We start from the raw sequence: 26792 nt of genomic DNA, 5'->3' as shown, positions 1-26792 counted from the left end.
ATAAAGTCGGATTACCCTGCCGCAGGCCCTATGGCCACTTGTATGACCAGCAACACCTCGCCAGGCTTGCTCGGGAGCTACCGCTCGGTCCGGGCGCACACTGATGCGCTTACCGCACCGCTCAGCGATGAAGACCAGTGCATCCAGACGATGCCCGATGTCAGCCCCACCAAATGGCACCGCGCTCACGTCACCTGGTTCTTCGAGACGTTCTTGTGCAAGCCGCATCTCGCCGGCTACATCGAGCACGATCCTGCCTTCGGATTCCTGTTCAACTCGTACTACGAGACCATCGGGAAGCGACACCCGCGGCCAGAGCGTGGATACCTGTCGCGTCCGTCGTGTGCCGAGGTCACGGCGTACCGCCGTCACGTCGACGCAGCGATGGAGCGACTGATGTGCGGAGCCGTCGCCCCCGAGGTCGCAGACCTGGTGTCGCTGGGCCTGCACCACGAGCAGCAGCATCAAGAGCTGATCCTCATGGACATCAAGCACGTGCTGTCGTGCAACCCGGCGCTGTGGCCGGCGTACCGGTCGCCATGCAGCGCGCCGACGGCCGGCACCGGGTCGAGCTGCGCGAGTGACGTTCGCTGGGTCGGCTTCGACGGCGGCGAGATCACCGTCGGCCATGACGGCCGCAGCTTCGCCTTCGACAACGAGGGGCCTCGCCATCAGATGCTGACGGCTCCGTTCCGTCTCGCCGACCGCCCGGTGACCTGCGCCCAGTGGTTGGAGTTCATGGCCGATGGCGGCTACGACACCCCGACGCTGTGGTTGTCCGATGGCTGGGGCCAGCGCATGGCCCACGGTTGGGATGCGCCCGCGTACTGGCACCTCGCCGCGCACGGCTGGCAGGTGTTCACCCTGGAAGGCCTCAAGGACGTGGCGCCGGGCGATCCCGTGTGCCACCTGTCCTACTACGAGGCCGAGGCGTTTGCTCGCTGGGCGGGCGCTCGGCTCCCGACGGAATTCGAGTGGGAGCACGCCGCGGCTGGCCTGCCCATGGTTGGCAACATCGGTCGCGGTGCCGGCCTGCACCCCGCCCCGGCTCCGACTGCGCCCGATGCAGGCGTTGGAGCCTCTGTGCCGCTGCAGCAGATGTACGGCGACGTGTGGGAATGGACGTCCAGCCCCTACAGCCCGTACCCGGGCTTTCGCGTGGCGCCCGGTGCGGTGGGCGAGTACAACGGCAAGTTCATGGTCAACCAGATGGTGCTGCGGGGCGGCTGCTGTGCCACGCCTGAGGGCCACATCCGGTCCACGTATCGCAATTTCTTTCACCCCCACACGCGCTGGCATTTCTCCGGCCTGCGCTTGGCCGCGGACGCGCGATGACGCTCTCCGACGAGGCGGTTCAGGTCGCTGTCGATCCCGCGGTCGACAACTGGCTCGACGCCGGCTGGTCAGATCGGGAACTGCGCGCCGACGTCTCCGTGGGCCTCTCGTCGACGCCCAAAGAGCTGCCGCCGAAGTGGTTCTACGACGACCTCGGCAGCGAGCTGTTCGATCAGATCACCCATCTCGACGAGTACTACCCGACTCGACGTGAGCGGGAGATACTCGAACGGGAAGCGGATGCCATCGCAGCCGCCTCGGAAGCTGACTGCATCGCCGAGCTGGGATCGGGAACCTCGACCAAAACCCGCATCCTGCTCGATGCATTCGCGGCCGCCGGTCAGCTGCGCCGGTACGTGCCGTTCGACAACAGCGCGGCCACGCTGCGCGCGGCTGCGAGGGAGGTGGCCGCGGCATACCCCGGTCTGGCAGTGCATGGTGTCGTCGGCGATTTCGAGCACCACCTCGGGCATCTGCCGCTCGACGACGCCGACGCCCCGCCCGGCGCGCTGCCCCGTGCGCCTGCGATGGTGATGCTGCTTGGCGGCACCGTCGGCAACTTCTCACCGGCGCGTCGGCCGGCGTTCCTCGATGCCGTCGCCGGTGCGATGCAAACGGGTGACACGTTCTTGCTGGGCACCGATCTCGTCAAAGATGCCGGCCGCCTGGTGGCCGCCTATGACGACGCCGCCGGCGTCACGGCCCGGTTCAACCTCAACGTGCTGTCGGTGCTCAACCGCAAGCTCGGCGCGGACTTCGACCTCGACGCCTTCGCCCATGAGGCGGTATTCGACGCTGGCAACGATTGGATCGAGATGCGCCTGCGCTCTCTGCGGACCCAGACCGTGCACATCCCAGCCTTGGAGATGACTGTCGATTTCGCGGCTGGCGAACGGATGCGCACCGAGATCAGCGCCAAGTTCCGTCCCGAGCGCGTGCGTGCAGAACTCGGCGCCGCGGGGCTTGTGGTGCAGCGGATGTGGACCGACGCCGAGGGCGACTATGCCCTGACCCTGGCCCGGCGGGTCCGCCAGTCCTGAAGACGGCCTCCGGGCCAAGACGCCCGCCGGTGTCCGCTAGACAGCGGGGCAGCGCAAGGAAGGGGACTGCGATGCCCGTTGACGCCAGAGTTGTTGTCATCCCGCAGGAGGCCGGTGCCGGGCCCGAAGTGCTGGATGTGGCGCTGCCCGAACCGAGCGGGCACGAGGTGGTGGTGAAGCAGTACGCGTCGGGCATCTGTCACAGCCAGCTCCACGCCATCCACAATCCGCGGGCGGCGCCGCAGGTGTTGGGCCACGAGTCCACCGGCGAGGTTGTCGCGGTAGGTCCCGATGTGACCGGTCTGGCACCGGGCGACACCGTGATGGTCACGTGGGTGCCCAAGGACCAGGCCAGCGCACGCCGCCGGGGCGGGCCGCTGCGGCTCGAATTGGGCGACGGCCGCACAGCGACCTCCATCAACGTGTTCACCTGGGCCACTCACACCATCGCGGATGAGATGTTCGTGGTGAAGGTGCCCGAAGGCATCGACGTGGAGGCCACCTGCATCATCGGCTGTGCGGTCATCACCGGCGCCGGCGCTGTGCTCCACACCGCAGGTGTGAAGGCCGCGGACAGCGTGGCCGTCTTCGGCGTGGGAGGCGTCGGACTGGCCGCGGTGGCGGCGGCGAGGTTGGTCGGCGCCGATCCGATCATCGCCGTGGACCTCGCTGAGGAGAAGCTGGCGTTCGCGAAGCGCTTCGGGGCCACCCATGGCGTCAACGCCTCCGATTGCGATCCCGTCGAAGCGATCCGGGCGCTCACCACCGACGAGCAGCGCTTCGACATCCTGCGTCAGCCGCTGCGCGGCGTGGACTTCGCCTTCGACTGCATCGGGCACCAGAGCACGATGGAGCAGATCCACCAGGCCACGCGCTCAGGCGAGTTCGGCCAGAGCCGCGGCGGAACAGCGGTACTCGTCGGCGTACCCCAGCGCAGCCTCGAACTCGACACACTGCACCTGTTCATCGGCGAGCGGGCGTTCATCTCCAGCCTGGGCGGCAGCTGTGAACCGGCGGTCGATTTCCCCCGCTTCCTGCAGTGGCATGCCGACGGCGACCTTGACCTCGACGCGCTGGTGACGCAGCAGTACGCGATCGACGACATCGGCCAAGCGGTCGACGACCTCGAGAACGGACGGATCGCCGGCCGATCGATCCTCGTCTTCGACTGACCGGCAGCTACCAGCCGTTCATGTGGACGAAGTCGTCGAAGGGCTTGCGGCGGCCGGGTTTGAAATCGGTGCCGATGGTGTGCGCGACGGGCAGCAGCGCCACCTGTTGCACCTCGTCGGAGGGGATGCCCAGAATCTCGGCGACTTCCTGCTCACGGGCTAGGTGCACGGTGGTCCAGCAGGTGCCGAGGCCCCGGTTGCGAGCGGCGAGGCAGAAACTCCATGCCGCCTGGATGACCGAGCCCCAGCGCAGCGCCTGCAGGCCCGCGGGCGCGCCGTCGAGCCGGCCTTCGATGCATGGCACGAAGATCGCCGGAGTGCGGGGGAAGTTCTCGGCCAGGTAGCGGGCCGAGTCCATCATCCGCAGCCAGTCGGCTCGGGCCGTCGGGTCGGTCTCGGCTGCTGCGGCCTTGGCCAGGCAGTTGTCGTCGATGCGGCCCAGCCAGATCTCCTGGTAGATCCTCCCGACGGCCTGGCACTGCTCTCGGTCCGTCGACACCACGAAATGCCAGTCCTGGCGCAGTGATCCGGTGGGCGCTTGCAGCGCAAGCTCCAGGCATTCCTGCAGCAGCACCGCGTCTACCGGCCGGTCGAAGTCGAGCCGGCGCCTGACAGCCCGCGTGGTGGCGAGCGCCTCGTCGACGCTCAGCGACAGCGTCACCCCGCAGCCCTAGCCGCTGAGGGCGGCTTCGATGGCCGCGACGCCGTCGGCCAGCGCTTGCGCCTCAGCGTCATCAAGCACGCCGTAGATCGGCGTGACGAGATCGTCGGTGAGGGCCTCGGCGGCTTCCCACTTCGCCCGATGCTCGTCGGTGACTTCGGCGTCGTTGGTCCAGCCGAACATCTCGACGTCGTCGGGGCGGCGCACACGGTGAGCCATCTCGGTGCTCAGACCCGAGGCCACGATGGCCACGAGGTGCAGGCTCCCGCGCAGCTCCCGCAGCACGGCCACGTTCTGGTATGCCCGCGCAGCGGCTTCGTCACTGCGAGGCTCGGACGCGATCGCCGCGAACAGTGCTTGGGCGGACGGATCGACCATCCCAGCGTCGATCACCTTGTCCGCTGCGGCGTTGAACGCTTCCAGCCCTTCGATGCCGGCCAATTTGGCGGAGCCATAGGCCCCCGCGCATTCCATGTAGAGCCGGCCCCCGTCGCGTGGCGCCATGGTCTCCTTGGCCGAATTCCAGATCTTGGTGACAAGATCGGGGTTGAAGTAGCCGAACGCGCTGTGCACCACTGCTGCCTCGACATCGCCGAGCACGCCGCCGCGGCCCAGCATGTAGAGGCGGAAGCCGTCGAGGCCTGCCTCCTTGCCGCGGGCCAGCGTTGCGGGGTCGAAGTAGAACATCGAGCCCACCGTCGCGATGGGCGGGCACACTTTCTGAACAAGTTCACATGTTTCCATGGGGCGACAGTGTGGCACCGTGCCACGGCGCCTGCCCGCTCAATGCTTCCCGCTCTAGCTCCCTGTTTCGATTCGATACGGGCTCGCGGGCCGCCCGGGCCACGGCTTCACCTGTCGGCTCAGGCTCAGTGCAGCTGGCGCGCAAACATGTCCAGCAGCAGCTCCCAGTGGCGCTCAGCGGCGGGCTTGTCGTACACCTCCCGCTGGGGGAACACGAAGCCGTGATGAGTGCCGTCCACCCAGTAGGTCTGCGCATCGGTGCCGGCGTCGACGAACGTCTTGCACAGGCGGTCGTAGTGCGTCCGGTCGACGTAGTCGTCGTGCTCGGCGGACATCACCAGTACTTCGCCGCGGATGTCGGGTGCCCGCAGGTGCGGTGAATCGGCGGCGTCGACCGCCAGTCGCACACCGTGGATCGACGCAGCGGCCGTGATCTGGTCGGGATAGTCGGCGGCCAGCCAGATCGCCATCGGGCCGGTCATGCAGTAGCCGGTGGTGCCGACCCGCTCGGTGCTGGCAGCCGGGTCGGCGTCGGCGTAGCGCAGCAGCGCAGCGGCATCCCGGGACACCATTGCGTTGGACAGGTTGGTCATCAGCTCGAACATGAACTTGCGGCTAGCTGGGTCGTCACGCTGCACGATGAAGCCCGGAATGTCCCGGTAGTACAGGTTCGGCAGCAGCACGTAGTAGCCGACAGTGGCGATGCGCCGGGCCATGTCGTGCAACTCTTCGCGCTTGCCGGGTGCATCCATCAGGAACAGCACCGTCGGGAACGGCCCCGGTCGCCGCTCGCTGGGCTCGGGGTGCACCACGAAGGTGCTCATCTCGCCCTCACCGGTGTCGATCGAGACGTGGTCTTCGAACATCGCTGCCTCCTCGCTGCTGACGCTGCCCCTACCCGCAGAGCCGCGGCAGCACACGTGCGCCCCTTGTGTAGTGCGTCCAGAGCCGCAGCGCTGGCAGACACGCGTTCGCCGCTGGGCGAGGCCTTCGATCACCCCTGCCCGGCCATGGCTCGCCTGATGGCCAGCGAGGATGTCAAAGAAGGCCCCCGAGCCTTCGCCGAGAAGCGCCAGCCCAACTGGCAGGGCCGCTGAGCATCGCCCGAACGGGCTGTGATCACACGGGCTGATTGCTGATCTGCGCAAGTTTGCACAGGTGCACAACTTGGTTGCAGCGCCAAGACAGCGCTGCTAGCGCTAGTTCAGCGCTAGGGTGGCCTCATGGCGACAATTCAAGTCCGAAATGTGCCCGACGAGGTTCATGAGAAGCTTCAGCGTCGCGCGGCTGATTCGGGCCAGTCGTTGCAGCAGTACATGCTTGAAGCCGTCTGCCGAGAGGCTGAATTGACGAGCATGGAGGAATTGCTTGCACGCAAGCGCGCCGAGGCGTTGATGTATGGCGATACGGGACTGGGCATCGACACCATCGTCGAGGTCATCCGTGCCCACCGCGACGCAGAGTGATCGTTGTCGATGCCAGTGTTGTCGTCTCGGCGCTGGCCGGCGCCGACGACGAGGGTCCCGTCGCGGTCCGTCGAATCATGAACGAGCAGGCGCTCGCCCCCCATCTCATCGACATCGAGGTTGCTCACGCATTGCGGTCCATGAACCGGCGGGGAGACATCTCCGTTGCGGAGGCACAGCGCGGCCTTCGCAACCTCGCTGACCTGAGGATCATGCGCATCGACCACAAGGTCCTGCTCGAGCGATGCTGGGAACTCCGCCACAATCTCACCGCCTACGACGCTTCCTATGTGGCGCTGGCGGAGTACACCGGCGCGACGCTGCTGACTGGCGATGGACGCCTTGCCCGCGCGTCAGGCATCGACTGCGAGGTGGAGATCTTCGACCCGGCTGGCTAGACACTCCGTGCGCGAGACTTCGCCGTTGACGGCGGGGCTGCGGGCTGGCGCAGCAAGCAGTGATCCCACGGCGACAGGAGCGAAGATGAACGATGCAACGGCGCTGGCAGCACGTGTGCAGGCTGGGGAGACCGACGCCGCTACGGCAGTCGAGGAGGCCATCGCCCGCTGCGAGCAGGTGAATCTGACGATCAACGCCATCGTCGTCGACACGTTCGGCTCCGCCCGGAGGCAGGCCGCCGAACAGGTCGGCAGCGGCTATCGGGACGGGCTGCTGGCCGGGGTGCCGATCGCGCTGAAGGATCTGTTCTGCCCAGTGGAGGGCGAGCCCGCCTACCAGGGCAATCGCCGATTGGCCGAGCTTGACCACCGATGCACCGAGACCGGGGCGGTGGCCCGCCGGTGGGCTCAGGCCGGTGCGATCAGCATCGGCCATTCGCACAGCCCCGAGCTCGGCGGCGGGCAGTGCCCTGCCGCAGCCGAGACGATGCTGTATGGCCCTACCCGTAATCCTTGGCACACCGACCACACGGTGCTTGGCTCCAGCGGCGGCGCAGCGGCCGCGGTGGCTGCGGGCATCGTGCCGATCGCGCACGCCAGCGATGGCGGCGGCTCCATCCGCATACCCGCCAGCGCCAACGGGCTCGTGGGGCTCAAGCCGTCGCGCGGCCGGATCTCGAGCGCCCCGGCCGGCGAGGGCTGGGGTGGCGGCACTACCGATGGCGCCGTTGCCTTGACCGTGCGCGACGCCGCGCTGGCGCTCGACGTGCTGGCCGGTCCCGAGCCGGGCGATCCCTACGTGCCCGCACACCCGGCGCCGGCCGATGGCTACGTCGCCGAGGTCGGCCAGGATCCCGGGCAACTGCGCATCGGCGTCAGCTCCACGATCCCGTTCGAGGACACCGATCCGTTCTGCACCCAAGCCGCCGAAGCCGCTGCCGGCGTGCTCGACGGCCTCGGCCACCGGGTCGAGCCGGCATTGCCCGAAGCCATGGCGACCAACGACTACATGTACGACTACGTCCGCATCATGCGCGCCAGCGCCACGGCGACGATGCGCTCCTACGAGAGCGTGCTGGGACGCCCGTGGGGCGAAGACGACATGGAGCCGGTCGCGTGGATCAACTACCAGCGCGGCACGAAGATCAGCGGGGCTGACATCCTGGCGAGCCGGGAGCGCTTGCATCTCTTCACCCGCCGCCTCGTGCAGTGGTGGAACCCCCAGCCCGGCACCGGCGACGGCTTCGACCTGCTGCTGACCCCCACACTGGGCGTGGTGCCGCCGCCGGTCGGCTACTTGGTCGAGGGCGACGAGCGCACGCTGGTGCGACGCTTGGCCAAGGTGACCCCCTACCTGCCGCAGTTCAACGTCAGCGGCCAGCCTGCCATCTCGGTGCCGCTCGGCACGCCCGAGGGGATGTCGCCCGAGGGACTGCCCATCGGCGTCCAGCTCGTGGCGGCGTCAGGCCGCGAGGACGTGCTGCTGCGTGTCGCCGCTCAGATGGAACAGGCGGCACCCTGGTCCCAGCGCCGTCCGCCGGTCCACGCCGCGAACTGAACGAGTTCGCGGACGTGACTGTCCAAGGAGCCGGGCGGGTAGGCGAACCCCTTCGTTGCCGCACCAGTTGTTTCCCGCTCTTGTTCCCAATTCCCATCGGATTCGGGCTCACGAGCCGCTCGGGCCTCGGCTTCGCCTACTGGCCCAGCCTCTAGGAGGGTGGTCGGAAAAGGGGATCTTGCCGACACAGCAAGTCCCTGACCTGCGGGTTTGCATCTGACAAACGCCGAAATAGCGGCTTTCCGACCAGCCTCTAGCAGGATGCTGAAAAAGTCGATTTTCGGGCGGTGTCCAGTTGCAAACCCGCAGGTCAGGGGCTTGTGCTCCGGCCAGACCTGCATATTTCAGCATCCTGCTAGGTCAGCTTGGTGCGGGATTGTTCGAACACGACTGCAGCCAGGGCGAACATCACCACCGTCATCCCGACGAATTGCCATAGCGACACCTGATCGCCCAGGAAGGCCCAGGCCATCAGCGTGCTGGTGACGGGAATCGCCAGCGTCATCACCGAGCCCAGCCACGAGGGAATTCGCATCAGCGACCAGTTCATCAGCATGTGACTCGCGACCCCAGGCCCGACGGCCATGATGCCCAGCCACAGCCACGCGCCAGCTGACGGCCAATCGAACACCTGCCCCGACGCGAGAGCGAACGGTGTCGCCACCAGAGAGCACACCAGCGCACTGCCGGCCGTGTACTGGGCTGCGGCGATCTTCTGGGTGCTGAGCTTCGAGAATACGAAGTAGCCGGTCCAGGCGAACAGCGCGCCGAACGCCAGCAGGTCGCCGAGCATGCTCCACTCGGGGATGCCTGTGGAACCGAGCACGACGATGGCGATGCCGCCGATGGCAACCAGAGCCAGACCCCAGTGGCGCCGACCCGGCTGCTCACCGAAGATGCGCGGCGCCAGGAAGAGCATCAGCAGCGGCTGCAGGGACGCCACCACCGTGGCGTTGGCGACCGTGGTCATCCGCAGTGCGACGAAGAACAGCATGATGTCGAACGCCAGCGAGAACCCGCCCCAGAACGAGACCTTGATCGACGACAGCCGCAGCGGGGTGCGGTTGGCCCACAGGAACAGCGCGACGAGCCCGGTGTAGAGCCACATCCGCCAGAACACAACGGCCAGCGGCCCGAGTTCGGAGATGCCCTTGGCGATCACGCCCGAGGCAGCCCAGCCCACCATCGCCACGGCTGCGGCGGGTACACCGAGTGCGCGCTCGGACGCCGCGGGTGCGCCGCGCCCCCCGTACGGCGCTCCCGGCGCCGTGCTCGGTCCGCTATCGGCCATGTGCGTGCTCCAGCCCCGCCGTTCCAGCCTGCAAATCGCGGCCGCGGGCAAGCCGAGCCGATACCCGGAGACTATGCCTCAGCGCCGCCGCGAACCTGTTGTGCGCCCGTCGCTCCGGCGCCCGTCGCTCAAGGACGGTCGGCGATCTCTCGGAAGTTGATGTTTGACACTGTCCTTCTTGGCCTTCGAATTTCCATCGAAGACCCTGGAACCGTCACTGCTTCGGCAAACGGCCGGGGTTACGCCTTTCCATGGCGCAAGTGCGCTCAATCCGACGAGAGCGCTGGCGGAAACGGGTCACGCGCCGCGAACCGTAGGCAGTCGTCCGGAAGTCTTGAAACTGTTTTCGGTGGATCTTGACAAACCCCGTACAAATGGGGATCAGCAGGGCTCGGAAATGCCACGCGTCGGAATCTCGCCGTCATCGCTCTCGGAGGCGATGTCGCGCGACTCGGCGGCTGCGGCGCTGAAGATGCCGATCGACATCAGCGACTGCTCGGCCGCCCGCCGGGCTTCGTAGATCTCGGCGCGCACGCCGTGCAAGCTTGCTGATGTCGGATCGGCAGCCACAGCGAGCTCGATCAGGTGACACGCCAACTGGAGGTCGCCGGCCTCCGCCAGTCCCTGCGCCCGCTGCGCAAACTCCTCAGCGCCACCGCCCATCCGCACGAGTTCGCTGGCCAACTCAGCCTTGGGAGAGGGCTTGAGGTATGCCGGGTCGAGATCCCACCATCCCCCGTACAGCCGCCAGATGTTGCGAATCACGAACTCCGGCTCGTCGTACACGGGCCGCATCCACGGGCGCTCCAGCCACTCGGCCGGCAGCGACACGCTCTGGAGGATCTCGTCGAGCGACGCGCCCTCGTTCATCAGGTCGAGCGTCTGGCTGACGAGGGTCTCCAGTGATTCGGCCAGTGTCAGCAGCACCGTGGCGATCCGCTCACGGCCCCGCACCGGCGGGCCGTGCGCCGGAACGAGCAGCTCGGGCTCCAACGCATCCATGCGGCGCAGCGCCCGCGCCCATTCGAGCGGATAGCGCTGCACCTTCTGGGGGTTCCCGGCGTTGGGGAACACCCACACGACCAGGTCGCCGGGGCAGATCGCCCGGTGCGAGGGCACCCACGCCCACGTGTGATCGTCGGTCTCGCCCTTGTCGTGATGCAGCTCGAAATCGAGTCCGCCCACCGACAGCGAATCGTTCGAGCTGTAGGTGCGCGTCGGCCAGAGCGCGTCCGTCGGCAGGAAGTTGGGCCGGGGACCGGTGATGCCGACGCCACGATGGCGCAGTGAAGCCCTCCGTGCTGAATGGTTCGGCGGCAAGCCGCCGAACTGCCGACGGTTGATGATGAGGTTGTAGCCGTTGGTGGCGTTGTAGCGCTCGAAGCGCGGGATCACGTTGTCGTGGCTCACCACCAGCGGCGCCGGCTGGCTGCGTTCAGCCGCATCTGCAGCCAGTGCCCCGCTGCCGCCCACATGGTCGATGTGACCGTGGGTGTACAGCAGCGTGTTGATGCGATCGCTGGACCAGCGCCGCAGCGATTCCACCACCGCCGTGCCGTTGAGCGGTCCGCTGGCGTCGAAGCACACCAGGCCGTCGTCGGTGCCGAACGCGACCATGTTGCTGAACGCCTCGATCACCGCCACGTTGTCGTCGATCTCGCTCAGTGCGTTGTCGACCCGCACGATGCGCTCGTCGGCCACGCCCGTGTCGATCAGCCGGCTGGACAGCTCGATGGGGTCGTCGGTCTTTGTCGGTGCCGCAAAGCTTCCTTCCGGCTCCACGGACAGCCGACGCTGCGGCCTTGTCGCCTTGATTCCGTCTTGCCGGATTCCTCGGCAGCCATCGGCTCAGTCTTGCAGCAAGCGAGCCGAAGGCAGTGATTCGGTCGATGGGGAGCGTCCATCGGGCTGAACTCAGCGCTGGCAGGTGCCTTGCCGTCTCAGACGGTGCCTGAGCCGAGTGCTGATTACATTGCGGCAGGCACAGCATGTGCTCGCGTCAATCAGAATCAGCCGGACCGTGCAGAACGACCGTGCAGAACAGGGGGATCCCATGGCCGACGCCGAACACCGCCCGACCGAGTTTACCGACGACATGCGAATGAAGTTCAACGCGGTGTCCACCGCCACGCTGGCCGGTCAGATGCAGCGTCGAGGCATGCAGAACAGCTTCCTCAACGGCTTGCGGCCACTGAACGAGGGACAGCGGATGCTCGGCTACGCGCACACGCTGCGGTTCGTGCCCAAGCGGGAGGACTTCGAGCGCCGCTTGGAAGGCCAGAACGCGCAGCGCCGCGCTGTCGAGTCGATCGAACCCGAAGAGGTGCTGATCGTGGAAGCCCGCGGTGAACCGCATGCCGGCACGATCGGCGACATCTTCACGATGCGCATCAAGCACCTCGGCGCGTCAGGCTTCGTCACCGACGGCGCTTTGCGCGACACGCCCGCGGTGGCCGATGTCGGACTGCCTGTGTACCACCAGTCATCGCATGCCGCGACCCTCGGACGGCTGCACACGCCGCTCGACCACCAAGTGCCGATTGCGTGTGCAGGTGTGACGGTCTTTCCGGGGGACATCATCGTGGGCGACGGCGAGGGCGCGGTCGTGGTCCCGGCGCTTCTGGCCGAGGAAGTGGCCAACGACTCCTACGCCCAAGAAATCGAAGAGGAATGGGCGATCGAGCGGGTCGCCGCGGGGGAGAGCACGATCGGCGCGTTCCCGATCGCCAAGAACCGTCGCCCCGAGTTCGAGGAGTGGCTGGTGAACCGCCAGAGCTGACCCGACGACGCAACTCTGGGAGTCCCGGGACGACCGGGCAGATTCAGGGACTCCAGCTAACCGGTGACGGCATCCGCGCCGGCTTGGGCCACTTCGGTGTCCTCCTGCGCAGAACCGCCCGACACGCCGATAGCGCCCACCAGTTCACCGCCGACGACGATCGGTACACCACCGCCGAACACGATCAGCCGTGGCGTATGGGTGATGCCATGCACCAGCGACGGATCGTCCTTGATGAGGTCCCACCAGTTGCCGCTGGGCATGCCGCCGAAGCCAGCCACCGTGAAGGCTTTGTTGAGCGCTATGCCTGCCGACAGCCGCGGCGCGCCGTCCATGCGAGCGGTGGCGACCGGCTCGCCAGAGGTGTCGGTCACGGCGATGCAGAAGCGCAAGCCCATGTCTTCGGCTTTTGCCAGCGCGGTGTCGAGTGCCTTGCGGGCTCCGCTCAGCGTGAGCGAGCGTCCCGCAGCGGTATCGGTGTCGTCAGCCATGGCGATCTCCGGCTTCGAATCGGCAATGGCGCCGAGGCTACGCTCCGGCTCGCGGGGCACCGCCGGTTCCACCTGCGACTGCACCGTCCACACCCAGATGGCCGCCGATGTCAAGCTCCTGATCGAAGCACTCTGAGCGGACCGACGCTGTTCTCTGAGCACAGTCAGAATTTTCGCGGCATCGGGAATCGTGGCTATGCTTCGCATCAGGTCGGGCAATCGTGGCCAAGCGCTGGTTGTCACGCTCTTCAACGGAATTCACGGGGTAGCTCATGGCCGACACCATTGCGAAGCGCACGACTCCGGTGGTGCCGAGGGGCGTCAACCACCTCGTGCTCAACGTCCGCAACATGGAAGAATCGCATCACTTCTGGAGTGACCTGCTGGGCTTCAAGCAGGTCGGCGCTCTGGATTCGGAGCGGTACGACGTTCCCCCCTACAAGATGCAGTTCTACAGCGGCATCATTGACGACGTGAACCACCACGACGTCGCCTTGGTGGAGATGCCCCAACTGCCCGAACCGCCAGAGCAGTGGGACATGTTCTCAGGCGCCTGTGCGGTGAACCACATAGCCATCACCTACCCCGACCGCGAGTCCTGGCTGGAGCAGGTGCAGTTCCTCAAGGACAACGGCGTCAAGATGAACCTGCGGGTCGACCACGGCATGACCCACAGCGTGTACATCAACGACCCCAACGGTTACGGCGTAGAAGTGCTCTACGAGCTGCCGGCCGAGGTGTGGGATCACGACATCAACGGCGCGCTCAACTACGCCAACGTCCTGCCCGAAGAGGATCTGCTGGTCGACACCACCGATTACGAGACCAACTTCGACAGGAATTGAGTTCGACTGGTGTCGTCAGCCTGACCTGCATCAACCAGACTGCCTTGTCTTTCTTGTCTTTGGCCGGGCTGCCGTGATCGTCTCTTCGCGGCGCGCCCAGAGGGGAATGCCATGCACGCCATCCAAGTGACCGAACCGGGCGGCCCCGAGGCGCTCGTGTGGACCGAAGTTGATGACCCGGTCGCCGAGGCCGGCTCGCTTGTGGTCAGCATCGAGGCCGTGGGCGTCAACTACATCGACACCTACCACCGCAGCGGCTTGTACCCGATGCCGCTGCCGTTCATCTCGGGGGTGGAAGGTGCTGGCACTGTCGCCGAGGTCGGTGATGGCGTCGGGGGGTTCGCCGTCGGCGACAAGGTGGCGTGGACCGGGCACCCCGGCACGTACGCGGAGAAGGCCCAGGTCCCCGCCCGCGTAGCGATTGTGCTGCCCGAAGGGGCCAGCACCGAGTTGGGTGCCGCCACGATGCTCCAAGGCATGACCGCCCACTTCCTGGCCTGCTCGACGTTCCCGCTCGAGCCGGGCCATCGCTGCCTCATCCACGCAGGCGCCGGCGGCGTGGGTTTGCTGCTCATCCAGATGGCCAAGATGCGCGGCGCGGAGGTGTTCACGACGGTCGGCACCGCCGACAAGGCCGAGTTGGCAGCCAGGGCTGGCGCTGACCACGTCATCAACTACCGGGAAGAGGACTTCGGCGACGCCGCCGAGCGGATTGCCGGCGCCCGACCGCTGGACGTGATCTACGACGGCGTAGGCGCCGACACCTTCGAGCGGGGCCTCGAGGTGCTGCGGCCGCGGGGGATGATGGTCACGTTCGGCAACGCCTCAGGGCCGGTGCCGCCGATGCCACCCCTGCGGCTGTCCACTGGCGGGTCGCTGTTTCTCACCCGGCCGACGCTCGGTGACCACACCGCAACCCGCGCTGAGCTCGAAGGTCGGGCCGACGACTTGTTCGGCTGGATCGCTGACGGCCGCCTCGATGTGCGCATCGGCGACCGCTTCCCGTTGGCCGACGCACGCTCCGCCCATGAGGCCCTGCAGGGTCGCGCGACGACCGGCAAGGTCCTGCTCATTCCCTGAGTTCGCGTCGCCGGAGCGAAACTCTGAGCGTGCTCATTCCGTTTCTGCCTGCGTTAGTGTCGGGGCCGCATTGCGGGCACACCACAGACGGGCACACCACAGAGAGGAGTCGAAATGAGCGAGTCCGCTGAGACTTGGTCGCCGATGACCGGCGACGAGTACGTCGAGAGCCTGCGAGACGGGCGCACGGTGTACTTCCAGGGGGAGAAGGTGCGTGATGTCACCACGCATCCCGCGTTCCGCAACAGCGTGCGATCCATCGCTCGGCTGTACGACGCCCTGCACGATCCCGCCCAGCAGGACGTGCTGATGTGCGACACCGATACCGGCTCGGGCGGCAAGACCCACAAGTTCTTCCGCGTGCCTCACAGTGCCGACGATCTCGTCGGCGCCCGTGACGCCATTGCCGGCTGGCAGCGCCTGACTTACGGGTGGATGGGCCGCAGCCCCGACTACAAGGCCTCGTTCCTGGGCACGCTGGGCGCCTTCCCTGAGTTCTACGGCGACTATCACGACAACGCCGTGTACTGGTATCGCCGCAGCCAGGAAGAGGTGTCGTACTGGAACCACGCCATCGTGCACCCACCGGTCGACCGTCATCTGGGGGCTGACCAGATCTCCGACGTGTGCATGCACGTGGAGCGCGAGACCGACAACGGCTTGATCCTGTCGGGTGCGAAGGTCGTGGCAACCGGCTCGGCGCTGACCCACTACAACTTCATCGCTCACTTCGGCCCGGTGCCGCTGCAGGATCCGGCCTACGCCATCGTGTGCACGACGCCGATGGACTCGCCGGGAGTCAAGCTCATCTGCCGCAACTCCTACGAACTGCAGGCCGCAGCCACCGGCAGCGTCTTCGACTACCCGCTGTCGAGCCGGCTGGACGAGAACGACTCGATCCTGGTGTTCGACGAGGTGCTGATCCCGTGGGAGAACGTGTTCCTCTATGGCGATGTCGAGAACGCCAACAACTTCTTCCCCGCATCCGGATTCATCCCTCGCTTCACCTTCCACGGGCTCGCCCGCCTGTGCGTGAAGCTGGACTTCATCGCCGGTTTGCTGTCAAAGGCGCTGCGGGCTACCGGCACCCGTCAATTCCGGGGCGTGCAGGCCAAGCTCGGTGAGGTGATCGCCATCCGCAACCTGATGTGGGGCCTGAGCGACGCCATGGCCAAGAGCCCCGACCCGTGGGAGAACGGAGCTGTGCAGCCGTCGCTGCTGTACGGCATGGCCTACCGCACCTTCACGCCGGTCCTCTATCCCCGCATCAAGGACATCGTGGAATCGGTGGTCGGCTCCGGGCTGATCTACGTCAACTCGAATGCCAAGGACTTCAAGTCTGACGAGATCCGGCCCTACCTCGAGCGGTACGTGCGGGGATCGAACGGCATCCCCGCATTGGAACGCATGAAGATCATGAAGCTGCTGTGGGATGCCATGGGCAGCGAGTTCGGCGGCCGTCACGAGCTGTATGAGCGCAACTACGCCGGCAACGACGAGCAGATCCGCTACGAGAACTTGGACGTCGCCGACTTCGAGGTCCCCGGCATGGGCTCGATGACCCAGATGCTCGAAGGCTTTGCCGAGCAGTGCATGGCCGAGTACGACCTCGACGGCTGGACGATCCCGGGCTTCTTCAACCCCGACGACGTCTCGATCGTGGGCCGCGACTTGGGCTGAGCGCCGCCGGAGCCGTCACGCGACCGGTCGGCGGCCTACTCTCATCGGCCGTGGCCAGACTTGAAGACCGGCGAACTCCACCGGTGGTTGCGACGGTCCGGTCATGATGACCGGGTTGTCGAAGCCACAACCATCAGTGGAGGTGTCCATTGTGGCAGGGAGGTTGCCGTTGGCTGAGCGTGCTCGTATTGAGGCGCTCACCGATGCGGGGGCGAAGCCCGAAGAGATAGCGGAGATGATCGGCCGCCAGGTGGTCACCGTGATTCATGGTGGTCTGAGCCGTCGCGAACGGCAGCGGGTTCAGGAGCGATTCTTGTGGCATCCCAAGGTCCAAGTGCTGCTGGCCTCTGACGCCGCGAGTGAAGGCATCAATCTGCAGCGGGCACACCTGATGGTGAACTACGACCTGCCGTGGAATCCAAATCGGCTGGAGCAGCGCTTCGGCCGCATCCATCGCATCGGGCAGTCTGAGGTCTGCCATCTGTGGAATCTCGTGGCCGACGGCACCCGCGAAGGCGACGTGTACCGCACACTGCTCGACAAGCTGGAGAGCGCACGCAAGGCGCTCGGCGGCCAAGTATTCGACGTACTGGGAAGGCTTGAATTCGACGGCCGTGCGCTGCGCGAACTGCTGATTGAGGCTGTGCGCTACGGCGACGAATCCGAGGTACGGGCCAGTTTGGATCGCGTCATCAGTGACGCGGTTGATCAGCCGAAGCTGACGGCGCTGATGGAAGGCAGCGCACTCGTCACCGAGGTGATGGACACCAGTCGTGTTGCTGCAGTACGCGAGGACATGGAACGCGCCCAGGCCCGCCGGCTACAGCCTCACTACATCGAGTCATGTTTCGCCGAAGCATTCACCAAGCTCGGTGGGCGATCGCGGGAGCACGAATCGCGCCGCATCGAGATCACTCATGTTCCAGTGGCCGTGAGAGACCATGCTCGAACGATGCGCTCTGGAGACGGTCGGCCTGTGGTGAGCCGATACGAGCGAGCCACGTTCGAGAAGGAATTCGTGACGCTGCGTGATGAGCCACTCGCCGATTTTCTGTGCCCTGGGCACTCTCTGGTAAACGCCGTGCTCGATCTCACCGTGGAGCGGGATCGCGACCTGCTCCGTAGAGGCACGGTGCTGGTTGACGACAGTGATGCGGGCACGCAACCGCGGGTGCTCTTCTACGCCGAACATGAGATCGGCGACGCCACGTCGGCACCGTCCGGGGGGCGCCGAACAATCTCCAAGCGAATGCTGTACGTCGAGATGAACGCTGCCGGGCAGTTGCGGTTGGCCCAACACGCCCCGTACCTCGACTACCGGCCGCTGCGCGAAGGTGAGCCCACGCCAGTCGTGCTACTGGAGCGATCTGAATGCGCTTGGATCTCGGGCGAGTTGGAAGACCAAGTGAGCGACTATGTGGTCGCAGAGGCAGTTCCTGCCCATCTCGACGACGTGCGCGCTCGGCGTACTGAGCTGATTGAGAAGACCAGAGCGGCTGTGAAGGATCGGTTGACCAAGGAAATCAACCATCAGGATCACCGAGCGGAGCGCTTCGCTGAGCAGGCACGAGCTGGCAAGCAGAACGCCCGCTTGAACGAGCAGGAGGCACGGCGGCAAGCCGATGACCTGCATGGGCGTCTGCGCGGTCGGCTGTCCGAACTCGACCAGCAGTTGCAGATTCGGCCGCGTCCGCCGGTTGTGCTTGGCGGATTGCTCGTGGCTCCCGCAGGACTACTCGCGGCGGCGACGGGCTCGGCGTCTAACGGGGAGGCTCCGACACCTGAGGACCATACGGCGGTTCTTGCCGATCGCCAGGCCGCAGCCGCACGAGCACGAGAAGCGGTCATGGCTGCCGAGCGCCAGTTGGGGTTCGAGCCAACCGACCGCGAGTTTGAGCGGCTGGGCTACGACATTGAGAGCCGCGACCCCGCCACGGGCAAGCTGCGATTCATCGAAGTGAAGGGACGAGTCTCTGGCGCAGCGACGATCACGGTTACCAAGAACGAGATTCTGCATTCGTTGAACCAGCCCGAGAGCTACATCTTGGCGATGGTTGAGTTCATGCCCGATGACAACGAACGGATCCACTATCTGCGTCGGCCCTTCAACCGCGAACCCGACTTTGGGGTAACCAGTGTGAACTACCACTTCGACCGGCTCCTGGCTCGTGCCGGGCCTCCTTCATGATGGCCGAGCCTGACTCCAGCGCCTCAGACGCCGCAGTGGTGGCACCGAAGAAGCTGATCGAAGTAGCGCTGCCACTTGACGCCATCAACGAGGCGTCGGCGAAGGAGAAATCGATCCGTCACGGGCACCCCAGCACACTGCACCTATGGTGGGCGCGGCGGCCGCTGGCCGCGGCCAGAGCAGTGATCTTCGCTCAGATGGTGGACGATCCCTCGGCACACCCGGATTTGTTCCCGACGCCGGCCGCCGTCGAGCGGGAGCGCAAGCGCCTGTTCGGGATCATCAAAGACCTCGTCCAGTGGAAGAACACCACCAATGCCGACGTGCTCGAACGCGCCCGGGCGGAGATGTGGGCATCGTGGCGACGAACCTGTGCAGCCAATGCTGGTCATCCACAAGCCGACGAACTGTTCGATCGCCATCGGCTGCCCCCGTTCTGTGATCCATTCGCTGGGGGCGGTTCGCTGCCGCTCGAAGCGCAGCGCCTAGTGGTGTGTCGCAGTTTTCCTCAGGGCATCATGCAGCTTGCTGACCTGCAAGAATGGGCTTGCTTCAGCCCCAGCCATTTCAGCGACGCACCACTAGGACTGGAGGCGCATGCGTCCGATTTGAACCCTGTGGCGGTGCTGATCAACAAGGCGATGATCGAGATTCCGGCGAAGTTCGCAGGCTTGCCGCCGGTGAATCCCGTGTCTCGCGGAGATATTCGGCTCACGGATGAGACATGGATCGGCGCACAGGGTCTTGCTGACGACATCCGCTACTACGGCGAGCGGATGCGCGAGGAGGTCGAAGGGCGCATTGGGCACCTGTATCCCAAGGTGGCCGTGACGGCCGAGATGGCCGCCGAGCGCCCTGACCTGGAGTCCTATGTGGGGCGCGAACTCACCATCATTGCCTGGCTGTGGGCGCGAACGGTGCCAAGCCCTAACCTCGCCTTCACCAATGTCGAGGTACCGCTCGCGTCAACTTTCGTGCTGTCGAAGAAGAAAGGCAAGAGGCCTACATCGAACCCATCATCGAGAACGGCGATTACCGCTTCGAGGTCAAGGTGGGCGTACCTCCAAAGTCGGCGAAGAATGGCACTAAGACCGGGGGGAGCCGTAGCAGTTTCGACTGCCTCGTATCGGGTACGCCGATGAGCTTCGAATACCTGCGAAGCGAAGCTCGAGCGGCCCGTATGGGGGCGCGACTCATGGCAATCGTTGCCGAGGGAGATCGAAGCCGGGTGTATCTCTCACCGACTGCGGCACAGCAGACGATCAGCGAGTCCGCCGTACCTGCTGATCCGCCATCCACCCGGCTTCCCGAGAAGGCACTCGGTTTTCGCGTCCAGCAATATGGTATGGGTCCTGGAGCGATTTGTTCACGGACAGACAACTGGTGGCATTGACGACATTCTCCGACCTGATAGACGAGGCCCGTGAAGAAGTGCGGAAGGATGCCGTCACCGCTGACTTGACCGATAATGGCGTATCGTTGCAAGTAGGTGGCTCTGGCGCGGTCGCTTATGCTGACGCCATCAGTATCTATCTCTCATGCGCGCTGAGTCGCTTGGCGGATCGCGGATCAGCGATTTGTTCTTGGGACCACAGTGTCAAGATGGAGGGCCTGCGCAATACATTCAGTCGCCAAGCTATACCGATGGTTTGGGACTACGCAGAAGGCAACCCGCTCTCCTATTCGAGCGGCAACATCAGCAATAACGTGAGTTGGATCGCCAAGGCAGTCGAAATGGCCCCTGTTGGCGCCAAGGGAACTGCACAACTACATAGTGCATTCGAGAGATGCATTGACGACACACCTGTTTTGTCCACGGATCCACCCTACTACGACAATATAGGTTACGCGGACCTGTCAGACTACTTTTATGTGTGGCTGCGTCGTGCGCTGCGTTCGGTGCTGCCCGAGTTGTTCGCAACCCTGACCGTTCCTAAGTCAGAAGAACTTGTGGCGACCCCGCACCGCCACGAGAGCAGCGCAATGGCAGAGGCGTTTTTCCTAACTGGTATGACCCAAGTAATGAACCGCTTATGTAATGAGACACACCCCGCGTTTCCCGTCACCATCTACTACGCCTTCAAACAATCCGAAGCCAAAGAAGGCGGAGCTACTGCGAGCACGGGCTGGGAAACTTTTTTGGACGCGGTCATGCGCGCTGGCTTCTGTGTCACTGGTACATGGCCAATCAGAACCGAACTCGGCAATCGCATGGTTGGTAGGGGCACCAATGCGCTCGCAACCTCGATCGTGCTCGTGTGTAGGCCGTGGCCCGCCGATGCCTCGACGGCGACGCGGCGGGAGCTCCAAACAGCGCTGCGAACGGAGTTCCCAGCTGCAGTAGCTGAGCTGCAGCAGGCGAACATCGCGCCCGTCGATTTGGCACAGGCTTCAATCGGCCCGGCGATGGCAGTTTTCTCGCGCTACCGGGAGGTGCTGAATGCCGACGGCTCGACAATGACCATGCTCGAGGCATTGGCGCTCATCAACGCAACGCTCGACGAGGTGCTTGCGGAGCAGGAGGGTGACTTCGATGCTGACACTCGCTGGGCGGTCACCTGGTTCGAGCAGTACGGCTACGACGAAGCCGACTTTGGCTTGGCCGAGCAGCTTTCCAAGGCCAAGAACACGAGTGTCGACGGCTTGGTGGCATCCGGCGCGGTGATTTCGAGCCGCGGCCGGGCCCGTCTGCTGCGACCAACCGAGTTGCCTAGAGAGTGGGATCCCGCAACCGATCCACGCCGCATTGTCTGGGAGACTGCGCAGCATCTCATACGGGCGCTTGAGACTGGCGGTGAGCCAGCGGCGGCTGCATTGGCCTCTCGGCTCGGCGCGGAAGCCGAAACTGCCCGAGACGTTGCGTATCGGCTCTACCTCGTAAGCGAACGCCACGGACGTGCAGCCGATGCCCGTATGTACAACGGTCTCGTTCAGTCATGGCCAGAGATCACTCGCCTCGCCCAGCAGACCCAGCGGTCGCAACGGCGCAGAGCGAGATGTTCGAGATTGCTGAGGCCGATGACTCCGCCTGACCAGCATGTAGAACGTCCTCTCCCTGCTGAGGACGCGAGCTTGGAACGGCAGCCAACTCGCATGGCGGGCAAGCAGGTGCCTAATCGCCTGCCTGACCCGCCACTCGGATTGCAGCGGTACCGACGAGGCAGGACCCCTCTGGTCATCAGGGTTGAAGCGCTGCCTGTCCTATCCTTTGAACCAGGTGCATGAGTCATGAGCGCAGTGCAATACGACCCAGACGGGTCTGGAGTCGATCCAAGCAGTACGGACGCGCCTACTGGTGACGTCAACTCCGGCCAAGATCACCTTCTCGTGCCCAGTCTGCGCATTCGTGGATTCTTCGGTATCAACGAACTCGACATCCCTCGCCTTGGCAGGGTGACGCTGCTTGTTGGCAAGAACAGCACAGGCAAATCAACGGTGCTTGACGCGGTTGAAGTGCTTGCTTCACGAGGCCGGCAGCAGATTCTCGAGGAGATCCTCTACCGCCGCAGCGAGTTATACGGCGTGCCGGACGATCGGCAAGGACGGGGTGTGCGTGGTGGTGAAAATGAGATGCGTCCCGCCTGGCGGTCGATATTCTACGGCAGGCAGCCTGACTTTGGCTCGCAGATCGACATTGGACCCGACAACGCCACGAAGGATCTACGGCTTGAGCTGATCGCGAATATGCCCGGATTCCTGCCCTCCGCGAGCAAGATCGATGTACCCGAAGACTTCCAGCATATCCCGTATATGGGTGTTAAGTTCGGGACCTTCGCTGAGATTTGGCCCGTCGATCCAGCATCAATATGGATCGATGAAGAGCATGTGCCGAATGTTGGACTCCCATATCGAATGAGGCATCGGTCAGCAAATGGTGGCCGTAGTGAGGCGGAGCCGCTACGGAGTGTGCGCGTAGGCCCTGATGTTGTAGAAGACGATCAATCCACAGCGATGTGGGACGCAATTGCACTTGAACCTGCCGCGGATCTCGTCGTGAGGGTCCTCGGTATTCCATTCGGTGCTGCGATTGACGGTATCGCTGCGATCGAGGGTTTCGCGTACTCGCCACATCAATCAACGCGCTCGCGCCGACGCTTGTTTGCATCGCACCGCGGCGCAAACGGCCGCGTCCCGTTGCGAAGCCTCGGCGATGGTGTTCTGCGATTCTTCCAAGCAGCGGCGGGTATGTGTGTGAGTCGTGGCGGCATTCTGTTGGTTGACGAGGTCGAGAACGGCATTCACCATGGAGTTCTGCAAGACTACTGGAGGATGGTTTTCGGGTTGGCGCGTGACTATGGCGTGCAGGTGTTTGCGACGACGCACAGTTGGGACTGCGTACGCTACTTCGCTACGGCTGCGATCGAAGATAACGATTCTGAAGGCATATTGCACCGGATGGAGCAACACGACGATCGACATCGAGTAGTCGAATACACTGAGGAAGATCTAGAGGTCGTAGCCCGCCATCGGATCGAAGTGCGTTGAGTAGATGGCTGACGAGTTTGACTTGTATGCCACGCGCGTTAACGCACTTGAACATCCTCGGCTTCTTGTTGTCGAAGGTCTCGACGATCTGCAGGTGGTCCACGGCATCCGTCGAGTGGCTTCGGATGTACCGGAGTTTGCCATCTATGACGCAGGCGGCATCGATGAACTTCTGAAGATGATTCGCCAGCTACTCAGTTCTTCAGGCAGGGAGACGCTCGGACTGGTTGCGGATGGGAATAGCAATCTCAAGGCGCGTTGGCAGCAGTTAATGACTGAACTACAACGGTCGGGTGTCGTAGCTCCTGGAGTCCCGGACTCAATGGGAACGATTATTGACCGGACGAGCTTTCTCCCGAGAGTCGGAGTTTGGCTGATGCCCGACAATCATGCCAACGGTGAGCTTGAGGACTTTATTGCGCGATTGGTTCCTCAGAGTGATCCTCTTTGGCCTCGTGCGAAAGATTACATCCGGGGAATCCCTTCGGGAGAACGAAAGTTCAAAAGGAGCAAGGCTCTTCGGGCTCACGTGCACGCCTGGCTTGCTGTGCGGCAACGTCCGCGGCCGTTAGACCGAGCTATTGAGGCAGGTGATCTCGATATAGACGCACCGCTTTGCCAGGCGTTCGTCGAATGGCTTCAGCGACTGTTTGGCGACGACGAAGCGAAGGCGTCGTGAGTGGCGGTAAGCGATGGCGGTGACGAATCACGACCGGGTTGACCTGGCTCTGAAGGCACTGCATCGAGGGCTGTTGCCTTTCGTTGCGCGGGAGTACATCAATCACCATCGCAGCCGCACCCCGCTCATGCTTGAGCAGGCACTGAACCGGCGCATCACCGATCCCAAGCGGCCGCTCGACGACGTCGACATCGCCAGCCTCTTGCGGATCATGTGGGACTCTTGGCATGACATCTTCCGCAAGACGCTGGGCCAATCTGAGCGGACGCTGGTCAGCGAACTGCGGGACGTCCGCAATCGCTGGGCGCATGAGACAAAGCAGAACCGCTTCTCTGGCGACGACACGTATCGGGCGCTCGACTCGGCACAGCGACTGCTCACAGCGGTAGGCAGTGCTGATGAGGCAGAGGCGCTGGAGAAGCTGAAGAACGACCTGTTGCGACTCCGTTTTGACGAGCAGCGCCGAAGCTCCCAGCGTCGGGCTGCTGCATCGATCGTCTTCTCGGTCGCTGCCGAAGCGATCCGGCCATGGCGCGAGGTCGTCACACCGCATCCGGATGTGAGCACGGGCCGGTTTCAGCAAGCCGAATTTGCGGCGACCTGTGGCAGGTGCACCAAGGCAAAGGCAGCGACGAGTACCGCGATCCGGTGGAGTTCTTCCGGCGTACTTACCTGACCGCGAGCCTGAAACAGCTGCTCAGTGGGGCGATCAGCCGCCTCAGCGGCAGTGCTGGGGACCCTGTCGTGCAGTTGCAGACCAACTTCGGCGGTGGCAAGACGCACTCGATGCTGGCCATGTATCACTTGTTCGGGGGGTCGCCGGCGCCTGCGTTGGCCGGCATCGGTGAGTTGCTCAACGATGCAGAGGTGGACGTTCTCCCCGACGCAAAGCGGGTTGTGCTCGTCGGCCACAAGCTCTCACCCGGAAATCCGCAGACCAAGCCCGACGGCACTGTCGTACGCACACTGTGGGGCGAGCTTGCATACCAACTCGGAGGCGCTGAGGCCTTCGCTCGCATCGCCGCGGACGACGAGCGGGCAACGAGCCCCGGCGGCCGGCTGCTGGGATTGCTCGACGACTACGGCCCCTGCCTAGGAGGCTGGTCGGAAAAGGGGATCTTGCCGACACAGCAAGTCCCTGACCTGCGGGTTTGCATCTGACAAACGCCGAAACAGCGGCTTTCCGACCAGCCTCCTAGGAGACTGCTGATTTGTTGGCGGTGATTTCCGCGTGGGGGGTGGGTGGCGCGTGGGACACTGGTGGGGTGCAGGGGTCAGCGGGTCGGGATCGGGTGTTGTTGGACGCGGCGGTGGTGTGCGGGCATCTGTTGGCGCGGGGGTCGGTGTGTGCGTTGTTGGCGGAGCATCGTTGTCGGTTGTTTGCTGACGGGTTGTTCGAGGATCTGTTCGCGAGTGGGCGTGGTCGCCCGTCGGCGCCCGGGGGAGGTGGTGGCCGCGGTGATGGTGCTGCAGGCGTTGGAGGGCCTGTCGGATCGGGCGGCGTGCGCGCGGTTGCAGACTGATGTGGGGTGGAAGGCTGCGGCGGGGCTGGCGCTCACTGATGAGGCGTTCCATCACACGGTGCTGACGTTGTGGCGGAACAGGCTGCGGGCCGGCGGGCGTCCGGATCGGATCTTCGAGGCGGTGCGGGGGCTGATCGCAGCGTCGGGCGCGGTCGCGGGGCGTGAGCGGCGTGTGCTGGATTCCACGGTGCTCGACGACGCGGTCGCCCGTCAGGGCACCGTCACGATGCTGGCGGTCCAGATTCGGCGGGTGCGGCGGCTGGTGGGCGAGTTGGGCGAGGTTCCGGTGCGCGAACGCAATCTGGACCCGGCGGGGCCGGTGGTGGACTGGGCGGACCCTGCGGACATCGAGCGGCTGGTCAGCGAGCTGACAGATGACGCGTTGGATCTGATCGGCGCAGCGGGGGGCCTCGAATTGGACGATGCCCAGGCGGACGCGGTGGGGCTGTTGGGGCTGGTCGCGGGCCAGGACACCGAGCCCGTCGACGGGGAGCCGGGGCGGTGGCGGATCGCCCGGCGGACCGCGAAGGGGCGGGTGATCAGCGTGGTCGATCCCGAGTCGCGGCACACCCACAAGACCGCTCACAGCTACCGGGACGGCTTCAAGGCCCACATCGCAGCCGAGCCCGACACGGGCCTGATCACCGCCGCCGATCTGTCCCCCGGCGACACGGGCGACGCCGACGCAGCGATGGGACTGCTCGACGGCGAGCCGGCGGGCACCGTGGTGCTCGCCGACAGCGCCTATGGCACCGGGGCTCTGCGAGCCGACCTCGCCGGACGCCAGATGGAAGCGGTGATCAAGCCCCCGCCGCTGCGGGTCGCCGTCGAAGGCGGCTACGGCATCGACGACTTCGACATCGACTACGACTGCGACCCCGACAGCGGGCAGTTCTCCGGCACCGTCACCTGCCCCGAGGGCATCACCGTCACGATCAGCGCCGCCGGCACAGCAACCTTCGGGCGGCACTGCCGCCGATGCCCGCAGCGGACGCGCTGCACCACCGCCAACAGCGGACGCCGCGTCAGCATCAACCCCCACCACGGGCTGCTCGCCGCCGCACGGGCACAAGCCCGCACCCCCCAGTTCGAACGCGACTACCGCACCCACCGTCCCATGGCCGAGCGCAGCATCGCCTGGCTCACCCGCCGAGCCCGAAGATGCCCCTACATCGGCGCCGCCAAGAACCGGCACTGGCTGCGGCTGCGCGCAGCAGCAGTGAACCTCCAACGCCTCGCCAGCCTCGGACTCCACCACAACAGCACCCACTGGGCCACCACCAGACCCGCCACCAGACCCGAACCCCGCCCACCACACCACCGAACCCGCCCGGGATCACTCCTCCGACAACTCAGCCGCCCCGACAAGCCGATTGC

General features: G+C 65.1%; 22 protein-coding genes and 2 pseudogenes. 18 read left to right on the top strand and 6 right to left on the bottom strand.

Features of this window, described 5'->3' with window-relative positions; genetic code table 11:
• Window positions 1–42: 42 nt before the first annotated feature.
• The 3 genes from egtB (at window position 43) to ACOGXQ_RS02650 (ending at window position 3547) form a co-directional block, all read left to right on the top strand.
• Window positions 43–1335: an ergothioneine biosynthesis protein EgtB gene (gene egtB, locus ACOGXQ_RS02660; RefSeq protein WP_419945915.1), complete on the top strand. Its 1293-nt coding sequence runs from the start codon at window positions 43–45 to the stop codon at window positions 1333–1335.
• Window positions 1332–2375 carry an L-histidine N(alpha)-methyltransferase gene (gene egtD, locus ACOGXQ_RS02655; protein WP_419945914.1) on the top strand — a complete coding sequence of 348 codons (1044 nt, stop codon included), beginning with the start codon at window positions 1332–1334 and terminating at the stop codon, window positions 2373–2375. The genes egtB and egtD overlap by 4 nt, the downstream gene beginning before the upstream one ends.
• A 71-nt stretch (window positions 2376–2446) precedes the next feature.
• Entirely contained in the window at window positions 2447–3547 is a 1101-nt protein-coding gene (locus ACOGXQ_RS02650; protein ID WP_419945913.1) for a zinc-binding dehydrogenase, read from the top strand.
• A 7-nt stretch (window positions 3548–3554) separates the two neighbouring features.
• On the opposite strand, the gene ACOGXQ_RS02645 is transcribed toward ACOGXQ_RS02650, so the two are convergent.
• From ACOGXQ_RS02645 to ACOGXQ_RS02635, 3 genes are all read right to left on the bottom strand, one after another.
• Window positions 3555–4208 carry a nitroreductase family protein gene (locus tag ACOGXQ_RS02645; RefSeq protein ID WP_419945912.1) on the bottom strand — a complete coding sequence of 218 codons (654 nt, stop codon included), beginning with the start codon at window positions 4206–4208 and terminating at the stop codon, window positions 3555–3557.
• Window positions 4209–4217: 9 nt separating this feature from the next.
• Window positions 4218–4925 (bottom strand): SCO6745 family protein, encoded by a 708-nt coding sequence (locus ACOGXQ_RS02640; protein ID WP_419945911.1) that lies wholly within the window; start codon window positions 4923–4925, stop codon window positions 4218–4220.
• Window positions 4926–5077: 152 nt separating this feature from the next.
• The gene (locus ACOGXQ_RS02635) at window positions 5078–5818 is read right to left on the bottom strand and encodes a dienelactone hydrolase family protein (RefSeq protein ID WP_419945910.1); all 741 of its coding nucleotides are present in this window, start codon (window positions 5816–5818) and stop codon (window positions 5078–5080) included.
• Window positions 5819–6175: 357 nt separating this feature from the next.
• On the opposite strand from ACOGXQ_RS02635, the gene ACOGXQ_RS02630 reads away from it, so the two are divergent.
• The 3 genes from ACOGXQ_RS02630 to ACOGXQ_RS02620 all read left to right on the top strand — a co-directional run bounded on the left by ACOGXQ_RS02630 (window position 6176) and on the right by ACOGXQ_RS02620 (window position 8374).
• A complete protein-coding gene (locus ACOGXQ_RS02630) occupies window positions 6176–6418 on the top strand; it encodes a FitA-like ribbon-helix-helix domain-containing protein (protein WP_419945909.1) in 243 nt (80 codons plus the stop codon).
• A complete protein-coding gene (locus tag ACOGXQ_RS02625) occupies window positions 6415–6816 on the top strand; it encodes a type II toxin-antitoxin system VapC family toxin (protein ID WP_419945908.1) in 402 nt (133 codons plus the stop codon). Before ACOGXQ_RS02630 ends, ACOGXQ_RS02625 begins: the two co-directional genes overlap by 4 nt.
• Window positions 6817–6901: 85 nt before the next feature.
• Window positions 6902–8374, top strand: a complete 1473-nt coding sequence (locus ACOGXQ_RS02620) for an amidase (RefSeq protein ID WP_419945907.1) — start codon at window positions 6902–6904, stop codon at window positions 8372–8374.
• Window positions 8375–8729: 355 nt separating this feature from the next.
• Here ACOGXQ_RS02620 and ACOGXQ_RS02615 read toward each other — a convergent pair whose 3' ends face one another.
• A complete protein-coding gene (locus ACOGXQ_RS02615; protein WP_419945906.1) occupies window positions 8730–9665 on the bottom strand; it encodes a DMT family transporter in 936 nt (311 codons plus the stop codon).
• A gap of 381 nt (window positions 9666–10046) precedes the next feature.
• The gene (locus ACOGXQ_RS02610; protein ID WP_419945905.1) at window positions 10047–11447 is read right to left on the bottom strand and encodes an alkyl sulfatase dimerization domain-containing protein; all 1401 of its coding nucleotides are present in this window, start codon (window positions 11445–11447) and stop codon (window positions 10047–10049) included.
• A 271-nt stretch (window positions 11448–11718) separates the two neighbouring features.
• Between ACOGXQ_RS02610 and ACOGXQ_RS02605 the strand changes: the two genes are divergently transcribed.
• Window positions 11719–12444, top strand: coding sequence for a hypothetical protein (locus ACOGXQ_RS02605; protein WP_419945904.1), 726 nt, complete (start codon window positions 11719–11721; stop codon window positions 12442–12444).
• A 56-nt stretch (window positions 12445–12500) separates the two neighbouring features.
• Here ACOGXQ_RS02605 and ACOGXQ_RS02600 read toward each other — a convergent pair whose 3' ends face one another.
• On the bottom strand, window positions 12501–12935 hold the full coding sequence (locus tag ACOGXQ_RS02600) for a GlcG/HbpS family heme-binding protein (RefSeq protein ID WP_419945903.1): 435 nt from the start codon (window positions 12933–12935) through the stop codon (window positions 12501–12503).
• Between the two features lie 272 nt (window positions 12936–13207).
• Here ACOGXQ_RS02600 and ACOGXQ_RS02595 point away from each other — a divergent pair, with 272 nt between their 5' ends.
• From ACOGXQ_RS02595 to ACOGXQ_RS02545, 11 genes and pseudogenes are all read left to right on the top strand, one after another.
• Window positions 13208–13780: a VOC family protein gene (locus ACOGXQ_RS02595; protein WP_419945902.1), complete on the top strand. Its 573-nt coding sequence runs from the start codon at window positions 13208–13210 to the stop codon at window positions 13778–13780.
• A gap of 111 nt (window positions 13781–13891) precedes the next feature.
• The gene (locus tag ACOGXQ_RS02590) at window positions 13892–14860 is read left to right on the top strand and encodes a quinone oxidoreductase family protein (RefSeq protein WP_419945901.1); all 969 of its coding nucleotides are present in this window, start codon (window positions 13892–13894) and stop codon (window positions 14858–14860) included.
• A gap of 114 nt (window positions 14861–14974) precedes the next feature.
• On the top strand, window positions 14975–16540 hold the full coding sequence (locus tag ACOGXQ_RS02585) for a 4-hydroxyphenylacetate 3-hydroxylase N-terminal domain-containing protein (protein ID WP_419945900.1): 1566 nt from the start codon (window positions 14975–14977) through the stop codon (window positions 16538–16540).
• A 220-nt stretch (window positions 16541–16760) separates the two neighbouring features.
• A pseudogene (locus ACOGXQ_RS02580) lies at window positions 16761–18728 on the top strand (helicase-related protein); the annotation flags it as partial.
• Window positions 18728–19870, top strand: coding sequence for a DUF1156 domain-containing protein (locus ACOGXQ_RS02575; RefSeq protein ID WP_419945899.1), 1143 nt, complete (start codon window positions 18728–18730; stop codon window positions 19868–19870). The pseudogene ACOGXQ_RS02580 and the gene ACOGXQ_RS02575, both read left to right, overlap by 1 nt.
• A gap of 241 nt (window positions 19871–20111) precedes the next feature.
• On the top strand, window positions 20112–21953 hold the full coding sequence (locus tag ACOGXQ_RS02570) for a DUF1156 domain-containing protein (protein ID WP_419945898.1): 1842 nt from the start codon (window positions 20112–20114) through the stop codon (window positions 21951–21953).
• 3 nt (window positions 21954–21956) lie between these two features.
• Window positions 21957–23213 carry an AAA family ATPase gene (locus ACOGXQ_RS02565; RefSeq protein WP_419945897.1) on the top strand — a complete coding sequence of 419 codons (1257 nt, stop codon included), beginning with the start codon at window positions 21957–21959 and terminating at the stop codon, window positions 23211–23213.
• Between the two features lie 4 nt (window positions 23214–23217).
• Complete coding sequence (locus tag ACOGXQ_RS02560; protein WP_419945896.1) at window positions 23218–23892, top strand: DUF3226 domain-containing protein; 675 nt, start codon at window positions 23218–23220, stop codon at window positions 23890–23892.
• Window positions 23893–23905: 13 nt separating this feature from the next.
• Window positions 23906–24568 (top strand): Swt1 family HEPN domain-containing protein, encoded by a 663-nt coding sequence (locus tag ACOGXQ_RS02555; protein WP_419945895.1) that lies wholly within the window; start codon window positions 23906–23908, stop codon window positions 24566–24568.
• The gene (locus ACOGXQ_RS02550; protein ID WP_419945894.1) at window positions 24541–25053 is read left to right on the top strand and encodes a hypothetical protein; all 513 of its coding nucleotides are present in this window, start codon (window positions 24541–24543) and stop codon (window positions 25051–25053) included. The genes ACOGXQ_RS02555 and ACOGXQ_RS02550 overlap by 28 nt, the downstream gene beginning before the upstream one ends.
• Window positions 25054–25157: 104 nt before the next feature.
• Window positions 25158–26697 (top strand): annotated as a pseudogene (locus ACOGXQ_RS02545) (IS1182 family transposase); the annotation flags it as partial.
• Window positions 26698–26792 lie beyond the last annotated feature (95 nt).

The organism is Candidatus Poriferisodalis sp. (genome assembly GCF_965208485.1).
Classification (GTDB): domain Bacteria; phylum Actinomycetota; class Acidimicrobiia; order Acidimicrobiales; family Poriferisodalaceae; genus Poriferisodalis.
This window is presented reverse-complemented; position numbering and strand designations above follow the sequence as displayed.